The 20476-nt window shown below is 58.4% G+C and carries 18 protein-coding genes; 3 read left to right on the top strand and 15 right to left on the bottom strand.

Going from position 1 to position 20476, the window contains the following annotated elements:
- Positions 1-12: 12 nt before the first annotated feature.
- From glgX to asd, 3 genes are all read right to left on the bottom strand, one after another.
- Positions 13-1986, bottom strand: a complete 1974-nt coding sequence (gene glgX, locus ACOTX5_RS13965; RefSeq protein WP_045910904.1) for a glycogen debranching protein GlgX — start codon at positions 1984-1986, stop codon at positions 13-15.
- Positions 1983-4169 carry a 1,4-alpha-glucan branching enzyme gene (gene glgB, locus ACOTX5_RS13960; protein ID WP_045910905.1) on the bottom strand — a complete coding sequence of 729 codons (2187 nt, stop codon included), beginning with the start codon at positions 4167-4169 and terminating at the stop codon, positions 1983-1985. The genes glgX and glgB overlap by 4 nt, the downstream gene beginning before the upstream one ends.
- 239 nt (positions 4170-4408) lie before the next feature.
- Positions 4409-5512 (bottom strand): aspartate-semialdehyde dehydrogenase, encoded by a 1104-nt coding sequence (asd, locus tag ACOTX5_RS13955; protein WP_003861575.1) that lies wholly within the window; start codon positions 5510-5512, stop codon positions 4409-4411.
- A 178-nt stretch (positions 5513-5690) separates the two neighbouring features.
- Between asd and yhgN the strand changes: the two genes are divergently transcribed.
- The gene (gene yhgN, locus ACOTX5_RS13950; RefSeq protein ID WP_003861574.1) at positions 5691-6284 is read left to right on the top strand and encodes an NAAT family transporter YhgN; all 594 of its coding nucleotides are present in this window, start codon (positions 5691-5693) and stop codon (positions 6282-6284) included.
- A 161-nt stretch (positions 6285-6445) separates the two neighbouring features.
- On the opposite strand, the gene gntU is transcribed toward yhgN, so the two are convergent.
- The 5 genes from gntU to ACOTX5_RS13925 all read right to left on the bottom strand — a co-directional run bounded on the left by gntU (position 6446) and on the right by ACOTX5_RS13925 (position 11387).
- The gene (gene gntU / locus ACOTX5_RS13945) at positions 6446-7786 is read right to left on the bottom strand and encodes a gluconate transporter (protein ID WP_017693851.1); all 1341 of its coding nucleotides are present in this window, start codon (positions 7784-7786) and stop codon (positions 6446-6448) included.
- Positions 7787-7789: 3 nt separating this feature from the next.
- On the bottom strand, positions 7790-8317 hold the full coding sequence (gene gntK, locus ACOTX5_RS13940; protein WP_003861569.1) for a gluconokinase: 528 nt from the start codon (positions 8315-8317) through the stop codon (positions 7790-7792).
- 126 nt (positions 8318-8443) lie between these two features.
- Entirely contained in the window at positions 8444-9439 is a 996-nt protein-coding gene (gene gntR, locus ACOTX5_RS13935; protein WP_003861567.1) for a gluconate operon transcriptional repressor GntR, read from the bottom strand.
- A 91-nt stretch (positions 9440-9530) separates the two neighbouring features.
- Positions 9531-10226: a pirin family protein gene (locus tag ACOTX5_RS13930; protein WP_003861565.1), complete on the bottom strand. Its 696-nt coding sequence runs from the start codon at positions 10224-10226 to the stop codon at positions 9531-9533.
- A gap of 123 nt (positions 10227-10349) precedes the next feature.
- Positions 10350-11387: an oxidoreductase gene (locus tag ACOTX5_RS13925; RefSeq protein ID WP_045333876.1), complete on the bottom strand. Its 1038-nt coding sequence runs from the start codon at positions 11385-11387 to the stop codon at positions 10350-10352.
- A 310-nt stretch (positions 11388-11697) separates the two neighbouring features.
- Between ACOTX5_RS13925 and yhhY the strand changes: the two genes are divergently transcribed.
- Complete coding sequence (gene yhhY / locus ACOTX5_RS13920; protein ID WP_045910906.1) at positions 11698-12186, top strand: N-acetyltransferase; 489 nt, start codon at positions 11698-11700, stop codon at positions 12184-12186.
- An 87-nt stretch (positions 12187-12273) separates the two neighbouring features.
- Here the strand turns inward: yhhY and ggt are convergent, their stop codons facing one another.
- Complete coding sequence (gene ggt, locus ACOTX5_RS13915) at positions 12274-14016, bottom strand: gamma-glutamyltransferase (RefSeq protein ID WP_045910938.1); 1743 nt, start codon at positions 14014-14016, stop codon at positions 12274-12276.
- 125 nt (positions 14017-14141) lie between these two features.
- Here ggt and ACOTX5_RS13910 point away from each other — a divergent pair, with 125 nt between their 5' ends.
- Positions 14142-14513 carry a DUF2756 family protein gene (locus ACOTX5_RS13910; protein WP_015571465.1) on the top strand — a complete coding sequence of 124 codons (372 nt, stop codon included), beginning with the start codon at positions 14142-14144 and terminating at the stop codon, positions 14511-14513.
- Here ACOTX5_RS13910 and ugpQ read toward each other — a convergent pair.
- The 6 genes from ugpQ to livF all read right to left on the bottom strand — a co-directional run bounded on the left by ugpQ (position 14503) and on the right by livF (position 20476).
- A complete protein-coding gene (gene ugpQ, locus ACOTX5_RS13905; protein ID WP_045910907.1) occupies positions 14503-15243 on the bottom strand; it encodes a glycerophosphodiester phosphodiesterase in 741 nt (246 codons plus the stop codon). The genes ACOTX5_RS13910 and ugpQ overlap by 11 nt on opposite strands.
- Complete coding sequence (locus ACOTX5_RS13900) at positions 15240-16310, bottom strand: sn-glycerol-3-phosphate import ATP-binding protein UgpC (protein ID WP_045910908.1); 1071 nt, start codon at positions 16308-16310, stop codon at positions 15240-15242. The genes ugpQ and ACOTX5_RS13900 overlap by 4 nt, the downstream gene beginning before the upstream one ends.
- A 1-nt stretch (position 16311) precedes the next feature.
- Positions 16312-17157, bottom strand: coding sequence for a sn-glycerol-3-phosphate ABC transporter permease UgpE (gene ugpE, locus ACOTX5_RS13895; RefSeq protein WP_045347706.1), 846 nt, complete (start codon positions 17155-17157; stop codon positions 16312-16314).
- The gene (gene ugpA, locus ACOTX5_RS13890) at positions 17154-18041 is read right to left on the bottom strand and encodes a sn-glycerol-3-phosphate ABC transporter permease UgpA (protein WP_003861551.1); all 888 of its coding nucleotides are present in this window, start codon (positions 18039-18041) and stop codon (positions 17154-17156) included. The genes ugpE and ugpA overlap by 4 nt, the downstream gene beginning before the upstream one ends.
- A 157-nt stretch (positions 18042-18198) precedes the next feature.
- Positions 18199-19515 carry a sn-glycerol-3-phosphate ABC transporter substrate-binding protein UgpB gene (gene ugpB / locus ACOTX5_RS13885; RefSeq protein ID WP_045333883.1) on the bottom strand — a complete coding sequence of 439 codons (1317 nt, stop codon included), beginning with the start codon at positions 19513-19515 and terminating at the stop codon, positions 18199-18201.
- A gap of 247 nt (positions 19516-19762) precedes the next feature.
- The gene (gene livF, locus ACOTX5_RS13880) at positions 19763-20476 is read right to left on the bottom strand and encodes a high-affinity branched-chain amino acid ABC transporter ATP-binding protein LivF (RefSeq protein WP_015571469.1); all 714 of its coding nucleotides are present in this window, start codon (positions 20474-20476) and stop codon (positions 19763-19765) included.

Raw genomic sequence — 20476 nt, 5'->3', positions numbered from 1 at the left:
ACTCCTTTTTTATCATCTTTGGAATACGCACACTCCGTGCGCAGGCCCGTGCCAGACAGCCATAACAACCGGATTATCCGCTCCGGCAAAGGGAGGAATGGCTCGCCACTCCCCGTCAGGTAAAACAATCTCTGCGACGTCATCCGTCGCGTTCAGCGTCACCAGCCACGCATCCGAAAGCAGGATTTGCAGACAGGGTATGCCGTGTTGCCACTCTTGCGCGCTTAACGGTTGCGCGTCTTTGTTCAGCCAGCGAACGTTGCCGTCGCCCTCTTCCCACCAGCGGTCAGCGGTGAGCGCGGGGATGCGCTGGCGAAGATGAATCAGCGCCGCGGTGAAATGGGTCAGCCCGCTGTTCGCTTCTCCCCAGTCGAGCCAGGTCAGGGTGTTGTCCTGGCAATAGGCGTTGTTGTTGCCGTGCTGGCTGTGGCCGTGCTCATCGCCCGCCAGCAGCATCGGCGTGCCCTGCGACAACAAAAGCGTCGTCAGCAGCGCATGAACGCTGGCGCGTCGCCGCTCGATCACATCCAGACTTCCGCCTAACCCTTCTATACCATGGTTAAAGCTATGGTTATTGTTAGTCCCATCGCGATTCTCTTCGCCGTTTGCCTCATTGTGTTTCTGATTGAAACAAACGCAGTCGCGCAGCGTAAAACCGTCGTGCGCCGTCACCAGGTTAATGGTGGCCGACGGACGTTTGCCGTCACGCTTGAAGAGATCGCTGGAGCCGGCAAAGCGACCGGCAAACTCCCCCAGCGACAGATCGCGCGTCAGCCAGAAGCGGCGGATGGCATCGCGGAAGTGGTCGTTCCACTCGGCAAACAGCGGCGGGAAATTCCCCACCTGGTAACCGCCCTCGCCGATGTCCCAGGGTTCCGCAATCAGCTTCACCTTTGAGAGCACCGGGCAGTTTTTGATGGCCTCAAACAGCGGCGCCTGCTGGCTGAACGCCGGGGTGCGCCCCATCACCGGCGCCAGGTCGAAGCGAAAACCGTCCACGTGGAACGTCTCAACCCAGTATTTCAGGCACTCGTACGCGTAATGCGTAACGGCCGGATGACTGAGGTTGAGGGTGTTACCGCACCCGGTCCAGTTCTCGTAATCGCCGTCGTCCCTGATCCAATAATAGCTACGGTTATCGATTCCGCGCTGTGAGAGCGTCGGGCCGTCAAGATCGCTTTCCGCACTGTGGTTCAGCACCACGTCCAGAATGACCTCGATACCCGCCGCGTGAAGCGCCTTCACCGCATCGCGAAACTCATCCCGTGCCTTCTCCGGCTGCACTGCGTAGCGCGGGTCGAGGGCGAACATCGCCAGCGGGTTATAGCCCCAGTAGTTGCTTAACCCAAGACGCTGTAGCCGCGGCTCGCTGGCGAAATGCGCCACGGGCAACAGCTCCAGCGCGGTGATGCCTAAATGCTTCAGGTACGCGACCATCGTCGGATGCCCAAGCGCTTTGTAGGTGCCGCGCATCTCTTTGGGAATTGACGGGTGCAGATACGTCAGCCCTTTGACGTGGGCTTCATAAATAACGGTGTTGCCCCACGGCGTGCGCGGCGGGGCATCGTCTTCCCAGTCGTAGAGATCGTGCACCACCACGCTTTTGGGCGCGACGGGCGCGCTGTCGCGGTGGTCAGGTTCGCCGTAGCCAACGTGGAACAGCGGGTCATCTTTAAACTCACCGTCCACGCGGTGCGCGCACGGGTCAATCAGCAGCTTCGCCGGGTTAAACCAGTGCCCCTGAGAGGGCTCCCAGGGGCCGTGTACGCGAAAACCGTAGTGCATCCCTGGCCGTCCTCCGGCCAGGTAGCCATGCCAGGTATCCCCCGTGCGCGCCGGTAAATCGTAACGGTGCTCGTTACCTTCCCCGTCAAAGACACAGAGTTCCACCCGCTCCGCGTGAGCGGAAAAGAGCGTGAAGTTCACCCCCTTTCCGTCAAAGCGCGCCCCGAGCGGTTCGGGTTTACCTGCCGTGAGCTGCGTCATTCTCCCTCCCGCACCAGCCAGATTGTGCTCAGCGGCGGCAGCGTCAGGCTCAGGGAGTTCGGACGGCCGTGGCTTTCAATGGCATCGCTCTGCACCAGCCCGCCGTTACCGGCGTTGCTGCCGTGGTAGTGCATGGAGTCGGTATTGAGAATTTCGCGCCATTTGCCCGGCTGGTTAATGCCGAAGCGGTAGTGTTCGCGCGGCACCGGCGTGAAGTTGCTGGCAACGATGATCTCGTTACCCGCCTTGTCGCGGCGCACAAAGACAAACACCGAGCGCTCGTGGTCGTCCACCACCAGCCACTCAAAGCCGTATGGATCGAAGTCCAGCTCGTGCAGCGCTTTATGGTGGCGATAGGTCAGGTTCAGGTCGCGGACCAGACGCTGTACGCCATGGTGCCAGTTGTCCGCACCTTCCAGCAGATGCCAGTCAAGGCTGGTATCGTGGTTCCATTCGCGCCCCTGGGCAAATTCGTTACCCATAAACAGCAGCTTTTTGCCCGGGAAGGCGAACATCCAGCCGTAGTAGGCGCGCAGGTTGGCAAACTTCTGCCACGCGTCCCCCGGCATGCGGTCGAGAATGGATTTTTTGCCGTGCACCACTTCATCGTGCGACAGCGGCAGCATGAAGTTTTCGGTGTAGTTGTAGAGCAGCCCGAAGGTGAGCTTATCGTGGTGATACTGACGATAGACCGGGTCGAGCTTCATGTAGTCGAGCGTGTCGTGCATCCAGCCAAGGTTCCACTTGAACCAGAAGCCCAGTCCGCCCATTGACGGTGGACGGGAAACGCCCGGGAAGTCGGTGGACTCTTCCGCCATGGTCACGGCGCCTTCCACCTGCTCGCCGATAATGCGGTTGGTGTTGCGCAGAAACTCAATCGCTTCGAGGTTTTCACGGCCACCATACTCGTTCGGGATCCACTCCCCCTCTTTGCGGCTGTAGTCGCGGTAAATCATCGACGCCACCGCATCGACGCGCAGGGCATCAATGCCGAAACGCTCGATCCAGTACAGCGCGTTCCCGACCAGGTAGTTCGACACTTCACGGCGACCGTAGTTGTAGATCAGCGTGTTCCAGTCCTGGTGATAGCCTTCGCGCGGGTCGCTGTGCTCGTACAGCTTTGTGCCGTCGAACTCTGCCAGCGCAAAATCGTCCGACGGGAAGTGGCCCGGCACCCAGTCGAGGATCACGTTCAGCCCGGCGGCGTGCGCGGCATCGATGAAATAGCGGAAGTCATCGCGCGTGCCGAAGCGGCGCGTAGGCGCATACAGCCCGGTTGGCTGATAGCCCCAGCTGCCGTCAAATGGGTGTTCGTTGATCGGCAGCAGCTCCAGATGGGTAAAGCCCATCCATTTGGCGTACGGCACCAGCTGGTCCGCCAGCTCGCGATAGCTCAGCCAGAAGTTGTTATCGGTGTGGCGACGCCACGAGCCGAGATGCACCTCATAGACGGAGATCGGCGCATCAAAGCGGTTGGCCTGCTTGCGTTCTTCCGTCTGGACAACCTTCTCCGGCAGGCCGCAAATCAGCGAGGCGGTATTCGGGCGCAGTTCGGCCTCAAAAGCGTAAGGGTCGGATTTAATGCGCAGCTTGCCGTTGGCATCGATCATCTCGAATTTGTAGAGCTGACCGTTGTGCGCACCGGGGATAAACAGTTCCCAGATGCCGGTTTCCCGGCGCAGGCGCATGGGGTGACGACGACCGTCCCAGTAGTTGAACTGCCCGACGACGGAGACGCGCTGGGCGTTTGGCGCCCATACGGCAAAACGCGTGCCGGTGATACCGTCCATGGTATCCGCATGGGCACCCAGCGTTTCGTAGGGGCGTAAATGGGTCCCTTCGGACAGCAGCCAGGCGTCCATCTCTTTTAAAAGCGGGCCGAAGCTATAGGGATCGTCAATCAGGTTTTGCTGACCGTGCCAGATAACGGCAAGCTGATAACGAAAAGGATTTTTACGGCGGGGCATGACGCCCGAGAAGAAGCCACGCGAGTCGAGGCATTCCAGATTACCCACCTTGCGGCCGGTTTTGGGTTCGATAACCCACACTTCCGTTGCATCCGGTAACAGCGCCCGAACTTCCAGTCCGGCCTCTGTACGGTGCATCCCTAGCACAGAAAAGGGGTCGGCAAAGTGACCCGCAATAAGCGCATTAATCACGTCTCTCGAAATACGATCGGACATGGTATTCATCCTGTTTTTTTATGTCGCCCTTTTTACGCGCTCCGGGACGACTTTTAATGTGACCTAAACGGTGCAGTTAATCCTCTCTGCTCCGCCCTACCCTCAGGTGAGAAATAAATCTTCCTTAAAGCATAGCCAACGTCGTGGGTCCTCCTGATAAAAAATAAGACATCTGCGTTTTACTCCATGTAGTACGCAAAAAAAGGGGGTGACAATCACCCCCCGTGTTTAACAAATTATTACGCCAGCTGGCGCAGCATGCGGCGCAGCGGCTCGGCTGCACCCCACAGCAGCTGGTCGCCAACGGTGAACGCGGAGAGGTACTCCGGCCCCATGTTCAGCTTGCGCAGACGACCAACCGGGGTGGTCAGCGTGCCGGTGACGGCTGCCGGGGTCAGTTCGCGCATGGTGATATCGCGATCGTTTGGCACCACTTTCGCCCACGGGTTGTGCGCGGCCAGCAGCTCTTCCACGGTCGGAATAGACACATCTTTTTTCAGTTTAATGGTGAAGGCCTGGCTGTGGCAGCGCAGCGCGCCGATACGCACGCACAGACCGTCAACCGGAATGGTGTTCGCGGTGCCGAGGATTTTGTTGGTCTCAGCCTGGCCCTTCCACTCTTCGCGGGTCTGGCCGTTATCCAGCTGTTTGTCGATCCACGGGATCAGGCCACCGGCCAGCGGTACGCCAAAGTTATCTACCGGCAGCTCGCCGCTGCGGGTGAGCTGAGTGACTTTACGCTCGATGTCGAGGATGGCGGACGCCGGGTCTGCCAGCTCGGCAGCGACGCTCTGGTGCAGCTGGCCCATCTGGGTCAGCAGCTCGCGCATATGACGCGCGCCGCCGCCGGAGGCCGCCTGGTAGGTCGCCACGGAGACCCACTCCACCAGATCCTGCGCGAACAGGCCGCCGAGGGACATCAGCATCAGGCTGACGGTGCAGTTACCGCCAACAAAGGTTTTCACGCCGTTGTTCAGGCCGTCGGTGATGACGCCCTGGTTAACCGGGTCGAGAATAATGATCGCATCGTCTTTCATGCGAAGCGAAGAGGCCGCGTCAATCCAGTAGCCCTGCCAGCCGCTTTCACGCAGCTTCGGATAGATTTCGTTGGTATAATCGCCGCCCTGGCAGGTCACAATAATGTCGAGTGCCTTCAGCGCTTCCAGATCGTAAGCATCCTGCAACGTGCCTGTGGTACCCCCAAAGGACGGTGCAGCCTGGCCGAGCTGGGAAGTGGAGAAGAAGACCGGGCGGATGGCGTCGAAATCGCGCTCTTCAACCATGCGTTGCATGAGTACAGAGCCGACCATACCGCGCCAGCCGATAAAACCAACGTTTTTCATAGCATTTTTTTCCTGCAAGGGGTGTGTGCTGATTGTGCAAGCCAGTATTGAACTGGGATATGCTTCACATTACAAAATGCTGCCAAAGTCGCAAGCGAAATTAATCGATGATTGCCCGGCAATCAGAAAAAGTGCTAATCATCGCAATGACCACAATAAGTATCAGGGATAATTTAAGATGAGTGAAATCATTTCCGCAGCGGTTTTATTGATCCTGATTATGGATCCGCTCGGTAATCTGCCGATCTTCATGTCGGTGCTGAAGCATACCGAGCCGAAGCGCCGTCGGGCGATCATGATCCGCGAGTTGCTCATCGCCCTGCTGGTGATGTTTATCTTCCTGTTCGCCGGGGAAAAAATCCTCGCTTTCCTGAACTTACGCGCCGAAACGGTCTCCATTTCCGGCGGGATAATTTTGTTCCTGATTGCCATTAAGATGATTTTCCCGAGCGCGGAGGGCAGCAGCAGCGGCCTGCCTGCGGGTGAAGAGCCGTTTATCGTGCCGCTGGCAATTCCGCTGGTCGCCGGGCCAACGATTCTGGCGACGCTGATGCTGCTGTCGCATCAGTATCCGAATCAGATGAGCCATCTGGTGATTGCCCTGCTGATCGCCTGGGGCGGGACGTTTATTATCCTGTTGCAGTCGTCGCTGTTCCTGCGCCTGCTGGGTGAGAAAGGGGTGAACGCGCTGGAGCGCCTGATGGGGCTGATTCTGGTGATGATGGCGACGCAGATGTTCCTGGACGGGATCCGGGCATGGATGAAAGGGTGAAGATGTAAAAAAGCCGGGTGGCGCTTGCGCTTACCCGGCCTACGGGACCTAAGTTTTTTGTAGGTCGGGTAAGGCGAAGCCGCCACCCGACAAAATACGCCCTCTGCGGCCTGATGCCCTCAGCCCAGCCCTCTCCCACGGGGAGAGGGAGAAAACCGGGATTAGCTCAGCAGCGTAAACGCAATCATCCCGACAACCGCACCCGTCGTGCCGAGGATGGTTTCCATCAGCGTCCAGGTTTTCAGGGTTTGCGCTTCGGTTGCGCCGGTAAATTTACCGAACAGCCAGAAGCCCGCGTCGTTCACGTGAGAAACCACAATCGAGCCACCCGCGATACAGATAGAGAGCGCCGCCATCTGCGCACCGGAGTAGTTCAGCTGTTCAATCACCGGCATCACCAGACCCACGGCGGTTAAGCACGCTACGGTCGCGGAGCCCTGAATGATACGTACCGCCGCGGCCAGCACGAAACAGGTGACTGCAATCGGCAGCCCCATCCCGGTCAGCGCTTCACCCAGCGCCGGGCCAACGCCGGAATCCACGAGCACCTGCTTAAACACGCCGCCCGCCCCGATCACCAGCAGGATAATCCCCGCCGGTTGCAGCGCGGCACCACAGATCTCCATCACGCGGTCTTTCGGCATGCCCTGACGCATCGCCAGGCCGTAAATTGCTACCAGACACGCCACCAGGATCGCGGTGAACGGATGACCAATAAATTCGAACCATTCGTAAGCGGTTGACCCCACCGGCACAAAGCGCGCAGCGATGGTTTTCAGGCCCACCAGCACCAGCGGCAGCAGGATCAGCGACAGGCTGAAGCCGAAGGATGGCATTTTGCCCTCGCCCAGGTGCGGCTCGGAGATGTCATCCGGAATGTGCAGCTCAACGTAACGGCTGATGAAGTTGCCCCACAGCGGACCGGCGATAATCATCCCCGGAATTGCCGCGCACAGGCCAATCAGGATCATCCAGCCAAAGTCAGCATGCATCTGGGAGGCCAGCAGCATCGGCGCAGGCCCCGGCAGCAGGAACGCCGCCGCCGCCGCCACGCCCGCAAACAGCGGAATGACCAGCTTCACGAGGTTGGTACCAGTATGCCGCGCCATGGAGAACGCCACGCTAATCAGCAGCACAACGGCCACTTCAAAGAACAGCGGCAGCGCGCAAATCAGACCGGCCAGACCAATCGCGTAGTGCGCACGGCTGTGCCCGAAGGATTTCAGCATCTTGACCGCAATCTGATCGACCGCGCCCGTCTCGTGCAAAATCTTGCCAAACATCGCGCCCAGCGCCACCACAATGGCCAGGAAGCCGAGCGTGCCGCCCATCCCTTTTTCCATCGTCGCCGCGATTTTGTCGAGCGGCATGCCGGAAAAGAGACCGGCACCAATAGAAACCACCATCAAAGCCACGAAGGCGTGCATACGTGCCTTCATCACTAAAAACAGCAGCAGCAATACGGAACCCACTGCTGTCAAAACTAGCGTTAATGTACTCAAAACTTACTGCCTTTTATTAATAACCTCGATGGTGCTGGCAACAACACCTTCCAGCGGCTGATCGATATCAACCACTAAGACATCCTGTTCGTCAGCACCCGGCTCCTGCAACGCTTCGAACTGCGTGACCAGCATCTGGGTTTTGAAGAAGTGGCCTTTACGCGCCTTCAGGCGGCTTTCAATTACCCCGAAATCGCCTTTCAGGTAGATGAAAGAGAGGTTCGGGTTGCCATCGCGCAGCAGATCGCGATAGGTTTTTTTCAGCGCGGAACAGACGATCAGGGAGACTTTATTGGTGCGCTGCATCGCGAACGCGGCGTCATTCAGCGCCTGCAACCACGGTTTGCGGTCGTCGTCGTTCAGCGGCTCGCCGGAAGCCATTTTCATGATGTTGCTGCGCGGATGGAGGAAGTCACCATCAAGAAACGCAGCCTGGAGTTGATGCGCCACTTCGCTCGCCACGGCAGATTTACCGCTACCGGACACGCCCATCAGGACGTAAACGTGGTGATCGTGATTAGTCGTGCTCAAAGGGTGTCCCTCAGTCAATTGTTACGGGTAACAGTTATCGGTAACATTGTCCTGCCGGGGCATATGAGAAGCAATATCCAAACGTGCGCGAAGTGAATAAGTGTGAGCTACTTCAAATTTGTCGGATTAAATAGATCCACCTGGTGACAAGGTGAAACCTAAATCTAACATTTTAGGAGTAACTGCCTCACCACGAATGCGCGCCAGCAGGCGTTCTGCACCTATGCGGCCCATGCGTTCACGCGGGGTCAGGACGCTCGCCAGACGCGGCTCCATCACCTGGCCAATGTCGTGGCCGTGGAAGCCGGCAATCGCCATATCATCCGGGATCTTGAGCCCCAGACGCTGGCACTCAAACGCCGCGCCGACCGCAAGGTCATCGTTGGTGCAGAAAATACCGTCCAGTTGCGGATACTCGCGTCGCGCCTGACGCATCAGCTCAATACCCGACGTGTAAGAAGAAGATTGCTCCACCATCACGCTGTACGGGGTTAAACCGGCGTCGAGCATCGCCTGCTCGTATCCCTTCTGTTTGATGATAGTACGTTCATCCAGACGCGCACCCAGATAGGCCACATGGCGATGACCGCGGGCGATGATCGCCGCCGTCATCTGACGCGCCGCTTCAAAGTTATCGAACCCCACGGCGATGTCGAGGCACGGCGACTGGCTGTCCATCAGTTCCACCACCGGAATGCCTGCCACTTCAATCATTTTCAGCGTGCGCGGGGTGTGAGTACGTTCCGTTAAAATCAGGCCGTCAATGTTCCAGGAAAGCATCGATTCAAGACGTTCCTCTTCCAGTTCCGGCTTGTACCCGTAGTGGGCGAGCATGGTCTGATAGCCAAACGCATCGGTGACGCTTTCAATGCCACGCAGCACTTCGGCGAATACCTGGTTGGTTAAGGAAGGAAGCAGGACGCCCACCGCACGGCTGGTCGCATTGGAGAGAATATCGGGCGCGCGGTTGGGGATATAACCCAGTTCATCAAGGGCGGCGGCAATCTTGCCACGCAACGCCACGGAAACCTGTTCCGGGTTACGTAAAAAACGGCTGACCGTCATTTTGGTCACACCGACGCGATCGGCGACATCCTGAAGTACGGGGCGTTTCTTTTTCATCGTCCTGAGAAATCTTGAAGTGAGAGATTTGCTCAGTTTATCACGGACAAAGCTCAACCTTCCCCGTTTAAAGGGAAGGTTGAGAAATTATTTAGACCGGCGGCAGGTCAAACAGCAGAATTTCACTTTCGCTGTCGGCATGCACGGAGAGCGCCTGCTCATCCCAGACTGCCAGGCCATCGGCGGTTGTCGCTTTGGTGCCGTTGATGGACACTTCACCTTTCACCACCTGGATCCACACGCGGCGGTTAGCGGCAATCTGGTGTACAGACTGTTCATCTTTCGCCAGCGCCCAGCGGTACAGCTCCATATCCTGATGCACTTTCAGGGAACCTTCACGCGCATCCGGGGACAGCACCAGCTGTTTGCCCTGTTTCGCGTCGAAGCGGCGCTGCTCGTAGCGTGGCGTGATGCCGGTCTCTTCTGGAATGATCCAGATTTGATACAGGTGCAGTTTTTCCGTTTTGCTCGGGTTGTACTCAGAGTGACGCACCCCGGTACCCGCGCTCATAATCTGGAACTCGCCCGCCGGAACCTGCTCTTTGTTGCCCATGCTGTCCTGGTGCTCAACCGCCCCTTCCAGCACATAGGTCAGGATTTCCATGTCTTTGTGCGGGTGGGTACCGAAGCCCTGGCCTGCATCAATCACGTCGTCGTTAATCACGCGCAGTGCGGAGAAGCCCATAAAGTTCGGGTCGTAGTAGTCGGCAAACGAGAATGAATGCCATGAGTCCAGCCAGCCATGATTCGCGTGACCACGTTCGTTTGCTTTGCGTAAGTAGATCATTGTTTTCACCCTCAGTTCGTTTCGATGGAGTAAGTGTGGACGCAAACGCCCTGGGATCATAGAGGGTGAAAATTGACTCCTCTGTTCAAAAATTTAGAACAAGCGCAGAGGAGCCATTTTTGCTTATTTTGCGAGGGTTACCGTGGCAGGAGAAGCCTGCTCAAAGGCCCGTTCAAGGATTTCCAGGTTGGTCAGAACGTCAGATTCCTTGACATAATTCGGCGCGCCGGTGGCGAGGGTGTCATACAGCGCATCGTAGACGCGTCCATAGTCGCCCGTTTCCGGCTTCAGCTCTTCCCTGACCGTCAGGCCCTCGTCGTTCACGTACTCCAGCACGCCCACGGAATCATCTGCCGCAAAGCCCGGTTCACCCGGCATGATATTGGCCTTCAGGCTGGTCTCCTGTTGGTCAATACCGTACTTGATAAAGGAGCCTTTCTTGCCGTGAACGATAAATTTCGGGTAGTCGATTTTCACCAGATGGCTGGTTTTTACGATGGCTTTCAGGTCGCCGTAGAACAGCTGCGCTTCAAAGGTATCGTCCGGGTTGGCCTTATTGCGCAGGCTGCGGATGTCATACGCCACGTGGTCCGGGCGGCCAAACAAGGAGATGATCTGGTCCATGGTGTGCACGCCCAGACCATAGAACGATCCGTCCTGCGGCAGTCCGGGCTGGGTTTCCGCCACCGGGCGGTAGTAATCGAAGTGGCTTTCGATTTCCACGATCTCGCCGAGTTTGCCGCTCTCAATTGCCTTTTTCGCCGTCAGGAAGCAGCTGTCAAAGCGACGGTTCTGGTACGGCGTGACGGTCAGCCCTTTGCTTTTCGCCAGCGCGAACAGCTCCTTCGCTTCGGCGATGGTCGGGGTGAACGGTTTTTCCACCAGCACGTTTTTACCCGCTTCCAGCGCGCGTTTCGCGTAGTCAAAGTGGCTGTCGGCGTGGGTACAGACCACCACCAGCTTCACCTGCGGGTCGTTAAGCACCTCATCAAGATCGCTGGTGAAATGAATATGGGAATACTGCGGGGACTGCTCTTCTGGCTTCGCGCGGCGGCGGTAGATATGGGCCACGTGCCAGGTCTCTTTTCGGTTAAGAACATACGGAAGGTGGTAACGCGTGGTGCTTTTGCCAAATCCAATAAATGCGCAATGTAGTGTCATGGCTCAGTCCTTTTGGAAGGTTACTGGGTTTTACCATAGCGCATGTTTTGCCCTCACCCCAGCCCTCTCCCACGGGGAGAGGGAGAAAAAGGGCAAAAAAAAGCCAGCGAGAAGCTGGCTAAAGTAATACTGGAAGCAATGTGAGCAATGTCGTGCTTTCAGGTTCCCGTAGAAGGTCTTCCTGAATGCAGAGCAATAATAATCATTCTCATTCGCACTTGTCCAACACTTTTTGCAAAAAATAGCGATTGACTCAACTTTTAAAGTCACTGATGTTGGAGGGGACTTTTAACTGACTGAGGAACAAGGAATGAGTGAGATAGTGATACGCCACGCTGAACCGAAAGATTACGACGCCATTCGTCAGATCCACGCCCAGCCGGAGGTGTACCACAACACGCTACAGGTTCCTCATCCTTCAATGGAAATGTGGCAAATGCGGCTAGGCGAGCAGCCGGGCATTAAACAGCTGGTTGCCTGCATTGAGGATAACGTGGTCGGCCACCTCACCATTGATGTCGCCCAGCGACCACGCCGCAGCCACGTTGCCGATTTCGGTATCTGCGTTGGCGCGCAGTGGCATAACCGCGGCGTGGCCAGCGCGCTGATTCGCACCATGATCGATATGTGCGACAACTGGCTGCGCGTCGACCGCATCGAGTTAACGGTGTTTGTGGATAACGAACCGGCAATCGCGGTGTACAAAAAGCACGGGTTTGAGATTGAAGGCATCGGCAGGCGCTACGCCCTGCGCAACGGCGAGTATGTGGACGCGTATTATATGGCGAGGATGAAGTAGTGAGTTGCCGGGTGGCGGCTTCGCCTTACCCGGCCTACGTTCGTGCCGTTCCAGGCCCGGTAAGCGCAGCGCCACCGGGCAAAAAAATCAATACCCCGCCGTTAAATCATCCACCGAACGCGGGTCCGATGCGCCAAACAGCGCCCCGTCCGGCCCGACCATAATGCTCTGGGTGCTGCCCATCGCCTCCTTCACCGCCACCTTCTGCCCGCGCTGCTCAAGCAGCTTAATGGTGTCCGGGCTAAAGCCCTTCTCGACGCGCAGCTCGTCCGGCAGCCACTGGTGGTGGAAACGCGGCGCATTGGTCGCTTCGGCAACGTTCATCCCAAAGTCGATGCTGTTCACCACCATTTGCAGCACGGTTGTGATAATCCGGCTCCCGCCAGGGCTGCCGGTCACCAGCCAGGTTTTGCCGTCTTTCACCACGATGGTGGGCGACATGGACGACAGCGGGCGCTTCTTCGGCCCGACCGCATTCGCATCGCCGCCGACCAGACCGTAGACGTTCGGCACGCCCGGTTTGGCGGAGAAGTCATCCATCTCGTTGTTCAGCAAAATACCGCTGTTGCCCGCCACAATACCGGTGCCGAAGGTGGTGTTAAGCGTGTACGTCACCGCCACCGCGTTACCGTCTTTATCCACCACCGAGAAGTGGGTGGTCTGGTTACTTTCATACGGCGCCAGCTTGCCCGGGCGGATCTCGCTCGACGGTTTAGCCTTATTGATGTCGATCTCGTCGGCAATCGATTTGGCATAAGCTTTGTTGGTCAGCGCCTGCCAGGGCACCTTCACGAAGTCCGGATCGCCAAGGTATTCCGAGCGGTCAGCGTAGGCGCGCTTCTCCGCCTCCGCCATCACCTGCATGGCATCGGCACTACCGAAGCCGAACTTGTGCATATCGAAGTTTTCCAGAATATTGAGGATCTGCACGATGTGAATGCCCCCGGAGGACGGCGGCGGCATGGAGAAGACCTCGTAGCCGCGATAGGTGCCGCTAATCGGCTCGCGCTCCACCGCCTTATATTCCGCCAGATCCGCTTTGGTGATCAGCCCGCCGTTCTTCTGCATCTCACCGGCAATCTGATCGGCAATCGGCCCCTTATAGAAGGCGTCCGGTCCGTTTTCGGCAATCAGTTCGAGACTTTTTGCGAGGTTCTTCTGCACCAGTTTATCGCCCTTCTTCAGCGGCTCGCCGTCTTTCCAGAAGATAGCCTTGCTGTTCTCATGATTGGGAATAACTTCGCTGCCGTAGGTTTTGAGGTCGTCCGCCAGCGCGTCGTTGACGACGAAGCCGTCGCGCGCCAGCTTGATGGCAGGCTGCACCACTTTATTCAGCGGCAGCGTGCCGTATTTTTCCAGCGCCAGCGAGAAGCCCGCAACGGTGCCCGGCGTGCCGGAGGCAAGGTGCGAGGTCAGGGATTTTTTACTGTCCGGATTGCCCTGATCGTCGAGGAACATATCGCGGGAGGCCTGGTTCGGCGCCATCTCACGGAAGTCGATGGCCGTGGTTTCACCGTCTTTGGTGCGCAGCATCATAAACCCGCCGCCGCCCAGGTTCCCCGCCTGTGGATGCGTCACCGCCAGCGCATATCCCACCGCGACCGCCGCATCCACCGCGTTACCGCCCTGTTTAAGAATATCGACGCCCACCTGCGTTGCCAGCGCGTCAACCGAGGCCACCATGCCGTGCGTCGCCCGCACGGGGTGAAAAACATCCTCCTCCACGCCGTAAGAGACCGGAGGAGCGGCGGGCGGGTTGGCCGCCACGGTAAATGTGCCGCCTGCCATCAGCGCAGCGATGGCGACCCAGCGCAAAAAGGTTGGTTTCATCATTATTGTTCTCCAGGTGAAGGGGCCCATATTCCCCGCTTAAGCCTGGTTCACAACTCTTAAAAAATCATCGTTATGCCGGAATCAGGGTAAACTTAAGAGAAGCCTCAAAGGAGGAGATAACCATGAAACGATTACTGATCCTGACCGCGCTGCTTCCGTTCGCCGCGCTCGCACAGCCAATCAACACCCTGAACAACCCGAACCAGCCGGGCTACGTCATTCCGAGCCAGCAGCGTATGCAGACGGAGATGATGAGCCAGCAACAGCAGCAGAAAGGGATGCTCAATCAGCAGTTAAAGACGCAGACCCAGGTGCAGCAGCAGCACCTGCAAAACCAGATGAATACCAACACCCAGCGCGTGCAGCAGGGCCAGATGCTTGAACAGCCGCTGCCAAACTCAAACGGTGGGATGTTAGGAGGCGGGGTATCGCAAAGCAGCGGTCAGCAGCACATGCTGCCGACCCAGCAGAACGGCAGTATGCTTAATAAATAAAGTTCGGCCCGATCTGGTCAATCGCATCGGTACAGATGCTCTCCACGCCCCAGCGCAGCAGCTCGGCTGCACGCTGGGGGTTGTTGACGGTATACACCAGGATATGCAGACCGGCCTCCTTCAACAGCGTCACGCGCGCTTCATCCAGCAGCTTATGGTTGAGGTGGATCGACACACAGCCTAAGCGGGTCGTCAGCGCGCGCCAGTCTTCTCGCCACTCATCCAGCAGCAGCCCGCGCGGCAACTCCGGAACGGCGGCCTGTGCGGCTTCCAGCGCGTCGATGTCAAACGACGATAACAGCGGCGCGGTCATACCTTCCCACAGCTCGCGCGCGGCAAGGGCAATCACTTTACCCGTCAGCGGCCCGGTGCCGGTGGTCGGTTTGATTTCGATGTTGGCCATCATGCCGTGTTGACGACAGCGGTCCGCCACTTCCGCCAGCAGCGGCAGCGGTTCGCCTTTAAATTCGCCGCTGTACCAGCTGCCGGCGTCCACCTTCAGCAGGTCACGCCACGGCAGTTCGCCCGCCACGCCCCAGCCGTTGCTGGTGCGTTCGAGATTGTCGTCGTGCAGCAGGAAAATTTCGCCGTCCTTCGACAGCTTCGCGTCGAACTCGATCATCGTGTGGCCGTAGCGCGCGCCAACGTCAATTGCCGCCAGGGTGTTTTCCGGCGCCAGTTTACCGCCGCCACGGTGGGCGACGATGTGGGGGTAAGGCCAGTTGCTCATACTCGTTGTCCTGTTTCACCGTCAAATAAGTGCAGGTGATTTTCCGGCATATGCAGCCACAGCGTGCTGCCTGCCTTCGGGCGCTCCTGATGCGGCAGGCGCACCACCAGCTTTTGCTCGCCCCAGCGTCCGTGCGCCAGGTTGTCTGCGCCCAGCATCTCCAGCGTGTCCATCACCAGCGGCACGCCGCCGTCCGCCTGAGACGTCAAACCAATATGCTCCGGGCGGATACCAAGCGTCATCTTACGCCCGGCGTAGCCACGATAGTACCAGTTGATCGGCAACGCCATCCCGCTTTCCAGCTCGAAGTGGGTTCCCGCCGCATTGATCCGCCCGTCCAGCAGGTTCATCGCCGGGCTGCCGATAAAGCTCGCAACAAAACGGCTGGCCGGTTTTTCGTAGACCTCCACCGGGGTGCCAACCTGCTCGGCGATGCCTTTGTTCATCACCATCACGCGCTGGGCGAGGGTCATGGCTTCAACCTGATCGTGGGTCACATAGAGGGACGTGGTTTTCAGGCGGCGATGCAGCTGCTGTAGCTCAAGGCGCATCTGCACGCGCAGTTTGGCGTCGAGGTTTGACAGCGGTTCGTCGAACAGGAATACCGCCGGATCGCGCACGATGGCGCGTCCCATCGCCACGCGCTGACGCTGGCCGCCGGAAAGCTCGCGCGGACGGCGCTTGAGCAGGCCGTCCAGCTCCAGAATGCGCGCGGCCTCTTTCACGCGCTCCTCGATATGGCCTTTGCCCATACCGCGGATTTTCAGCCCCCAGGCCATGTTCTCTTCCACGCTCATGTGCGGATAGAGGGCATAGTTCTGGAATACCATCGCGATGCCGCGATCTTTGGGTTCCATCTCGGTGACGCGCTGGCGGTCAATCCAGATATCTCCGGACGTTACGCGCTCCAGCCCGGCCACCATACGCAGCAGCGTGGATTTGCCGCAGCCGGACGGGCCGACCATCACGATAAATTCCCCGTCCGCCACGTCGAGCGTCAGCGGCTGAATGACCTGGGTTTTACCGTCCCAGCTTTTGGTTACTGCCTGTAATTTTAAACCTGCCATCTTATTTCTCGCTATCGACCAGGCCGCGGACAAACGCGCGCTGCATGGCTAAAACAATGACTACGGGTGGGATAAGGGTGAGCAGCATCGCCGCCATCACCTGGTTCCAGAGGGTGGTGCCTTCGCCGGTGGCGATCATGCCTTTGATGCCTGCCACGGCGGTGCCGAGGTTGACGTCCTGAACGATCAGCAGCGGCCACAGATACTGGTTCCAGCCGTAGATAAAGGTGATCACAAACAGCGCCGCGAGGTTGGTTTTCGACAGCGGCAGCACGATGTCGCGGAAGAAGCGCATCGGCGAAGCCCCGTCGATGCGCGCGGCTTCAATCAACTCATCCGGCAGGGTCATAAAGAACTGGCGGAACAGGAAGGTGGCGGTCGCCGAGGCCATCAGCGGCAGGGTTAAGCCCGCGTAGCTGTCGAGCATCTTCAGGTTGGCGATCACTTCCACCGTCGGGAAGATACGCACCTCTACCGGCAACATCAGGGTGATGAAAATCATCCAGAAAAACAGGTTACGCAGCGGAAAGCGGAACCAGACGATGGCGAACGCTGAGAGCATCGACACCGTAATTTTGCCGACGGTGATGCCAAACGCCATGATGAAGCTGTTGAGCATCATCAGCCAGAACGGCGCGCTGTTAGCGCCCACGCCCTGCGTCCAGATAGTTTTCATGTTCTCGAAAAGATGCCCGCCTGGGATCAGCGTCATCGGGGTGTCGAACACCGCTTTGGTGTCCAGCGTGGCGGCGACGAAAGCCACGTAAAGCGGGAACAGGATGACGAGGATGCCCAGAATCAGCAGGGTATGGCTGAAAATCGTCAGCCCGCGACGGTTCTCAATCATTGGTAGCGCACCTTACTTTCGACATAGCGGAACTGCACCACCGTGAGGATGATGACGAGGAACATCAGCACCACGGACTGCGCGGCAGAGGCGGAGAGATCAAGCCCGGCAAAGCCTTCGCGGTAGATCTTGTAAATCAGCGTGGTGGTTGCCTGCACCGGGCCGCCCGCGGTGGCGGCGTCGATCACCGGGAAGGTGTCGAAGAAGGCGTACACCAGGTTCACCACCAGCAGGAAAAAACTCACCGGGGCGATCAGCGGCAGCGACAGCCTGAAGAAGCGGCGCACCGGCCCTGCGCCGTCAATCGCGGCAGCCTCCACCAGCGAACGCGGGATAGACTGTAGCGCGGCAAAGAAAAACAGGAAGTTATAGCTGATCTGCTTCCACACCGAGGCGAACACCACCAGGAACATCGCCTGACCGCTGTTCTGGGCGTGGTTCCAGTCGTAGCCAAATTCGCCCAGGAAGTGGGTAATCAGCCCGCGCCCTGGGTTAAACAGGAAGATCCACAGCACGGCGGCGACGGCGGGAGCCACGGCGTAGGGCAGCAGCATCAGGGTCTGATACAGACGGCTGCCCCGTACCACGTAATCCACCAGCGCGGCGAAAAACAGTGACGCGACAAGACCGCTCACGGTGACCAGCGCACTGAATTTGATCGTCGTCCAGAAAGAGTCCAGGTAGTAGCTGTCGTGGAACAGCGCGGTAAAGTTGTCCAGCCCGACAAACTGGCTGGAAAGCCCGAACGGATCGACGCTTTGTACCGAGTACCACAGCGCTTCGCCCGCAGGCCAGATAAAGAAGATAACGGTGATGACCAGCTGCGGCGCGACCAGCAGGTACGGCAGCCAACGGGAACGGAACACCGGACGGGATGAGGACATTGAGATTTGGTTCCTGAACAGTGCCGGGTGGCGGCTACGCCTTACCCGGCCTACAAATATTTCTCCCTCTCCCCGTGGGAGAGGGTTGGGGTGAGGGCATCAGCCCGCACGATCCCCGTAGGCCCGGATCGCTACGCGTCACCGGGCGTTTCAGCGATTACGATTTGGTCGACTGCTCAAAGCGGCGCAGCAGCTGATTCCCGCGCTCTACCGCTGAATCCAGCGCCTGCTGTGGCGTTTTCTTCCCGGTCCAGACGCTTTCCAGCTCTTCATCGACGATGGTGCGGATCTGCGGCATGTTGCCCAGACGCAGGCCTTTGGTGAATGGCAACGGCGGCTTATTCAGCATCTGACGCGTCGCGATATCCGCGCCCGGGTTCTTGCTGTAGAAGCCCTGCTCGCGGGTCAGGTCGTACGCGGCTTTGGTGATCGGCAGATAGCCAGTCTTCTGGTGCCACTCAGCGGCGTTTTCAGGCTTCGCCAGGAAGTCGAGGAACTCAGCCACGCCTTTGTAGGTGCCGTTGTCTTTACCCTGCATCACCCACAGGCTCGCCCCGCCGATAATGGCGTTTTGCGGCGCGCCCTTCACGTCAGCGTCGTACGGCATCATGCCCACGCCGTAGTTGAATTTGGCATAGTGACGTATATCCGCCAGCGAGCCGGACGAGGCGGTGGTAATGGCACAGTCGCCGTTGTAGAACTTCTCGGTGGATTCGTCTTTACGCCCGAAGTAGCTGAAGTCGCCCTTCTTGTTGAGTGCTTCCAGCAGCGCGATGTGCTTCACCTGCTCCGGCTTGTTGAACTCCAGCACCGCGTCGGTACCGTCGAAGCCGTTATTTTGGGTGGCAACCGGCAGCCCGTGCCAGGCGCTGAAGTTTTCAATCTGGATCCAGCCCTGCCAGCCGCTGGCGTAGCCGCACTTCATCCCCGCCGCTTTCAGCTTCGCGGTGTACTCCGCCAGATCCTGCCAGGTTTTTGGCGGCTGCTCCGGATCTAAACCGGCTTTTTTGAAGGCGTCTTTGTTGTAGTACAGCACAGGCGTGGAGCTGTTAAACGGCTGGGACAGCAGATGTCCGGTTCTGGAATCGGTGTAATAACCGGAGACGGTCGGCACGAACTGGGATTCGTCAAAGTTAATGCCCGCCTCTTTGAACACCTCGTACACTGGCTTGATGGCTTTGGAGGCCATCATTGTCGCGGTGCCCACTTCATAAACCTGTAACAGCGCAGGCGCGTTACCGGTACGGAAGGCGGCGATGCCCGCGCTCAGGCTCTGCTCGTAGTTGCCTTTGTACACCGGCACAATTTTGTAATCCGGGTGGGTGTCGTTGAAACGCTGCGCCAGGGAGTCAACCTCTTTACCCAACTCCCCTTCCATGGAATGCCAGAACGGAATGGTGGTCACAGCCATTGCGTTCGTCGCAAAAGCCAGACCCAGTGCCAGACCCAAAGCTGTGTGTCGTAACGATGTCATTGTCATCTCTCTTATTGTGCCGGATGCGCGATATCACGCGTTTTATGCTCGCGAGGTAACATGACATGCTCGAATGACAGAAAAATAACTGTTTGTTTACAGATAAGTGACAGCCAGGCGTCAGGGGGATGATGGTTGTGTGAAGGGGTTTAGTGGTTAAAAAAGCCGGGTGGCGGCTACGCCTTACCCGGCCTGGTCGATCCCTGTAGGCCCGGTAAGCGCAGCGCCACCGGGCAACACAGACGGCTTAGCCTCCGAGGTACGCGCTCCGCACCGCCTCGTTCGCCAGCAGCGCGTCACCGGTATCGGAGAGCACCACGCGCCCGTTCTCCAGCACATAGCCACGGTCGGCGAGCTTCAGCGCCTGGTTGGCGTTCTGCTCGACGAGGAAGATGGTCATCCCCTCTTTGCGCAACTGCTCGATGGTATCGAAGATCTGCTGGATAATGATCGGCGCCAGGCCAAGCGACGGCTCGTCCAGCAGCAGCAGACGCGGCTGGCTCATCAGCGCGCGGCCAATCGCCAGCATCTGCTGCTCGCCGCCGGACATGGTGCCCGCTCGCTGAATACGACGCTCCCACAGGCGCGGGAAGAGTTCGTACACCCACTTGATGCGGGTCTGGAATTCATCCCGATGGGCGAAGAAACCGCCCATCGCCAGGTTCTCTTCCACCGTCATGCGGGAGAATACGCGGCGCCCTTCCGGGACAATCGCCACCGCTTCACGCATGATCTTAGCCGTCTGCCAGTCGGTAATATCTTTGCCGTCAAACACAATCCGCCCGCTGGTGGCGCGCGGGTCGCCGCACAGGGTGCCGAGCAGCGTGGTTTTACCCGCGCCGTTGGCGCCAATCAGGGTGACGATTTCGCCCTGATTGATGTGCAGGCTGACGTCGTGCAGCGCCTGGATCTTGCCGTAGTGCGCGTTGACCTTGTCGAACGTTAACATCGCTTTTTCCAT

Source organism: Enterobacter cloacae complex sp. IR5441, assembly GCF_049238215.1.
GTDB classification, from domain to species: Bacteria; Pseudomonadota; Gammaproteobacteria; order Enterobacterales; family Enterobacteriaceae; genus Enterobacter; species Enterobacter hormaechei_C.
This window is presented reverse-complemented; position numbering and strand designations above follow the sequence as displayed.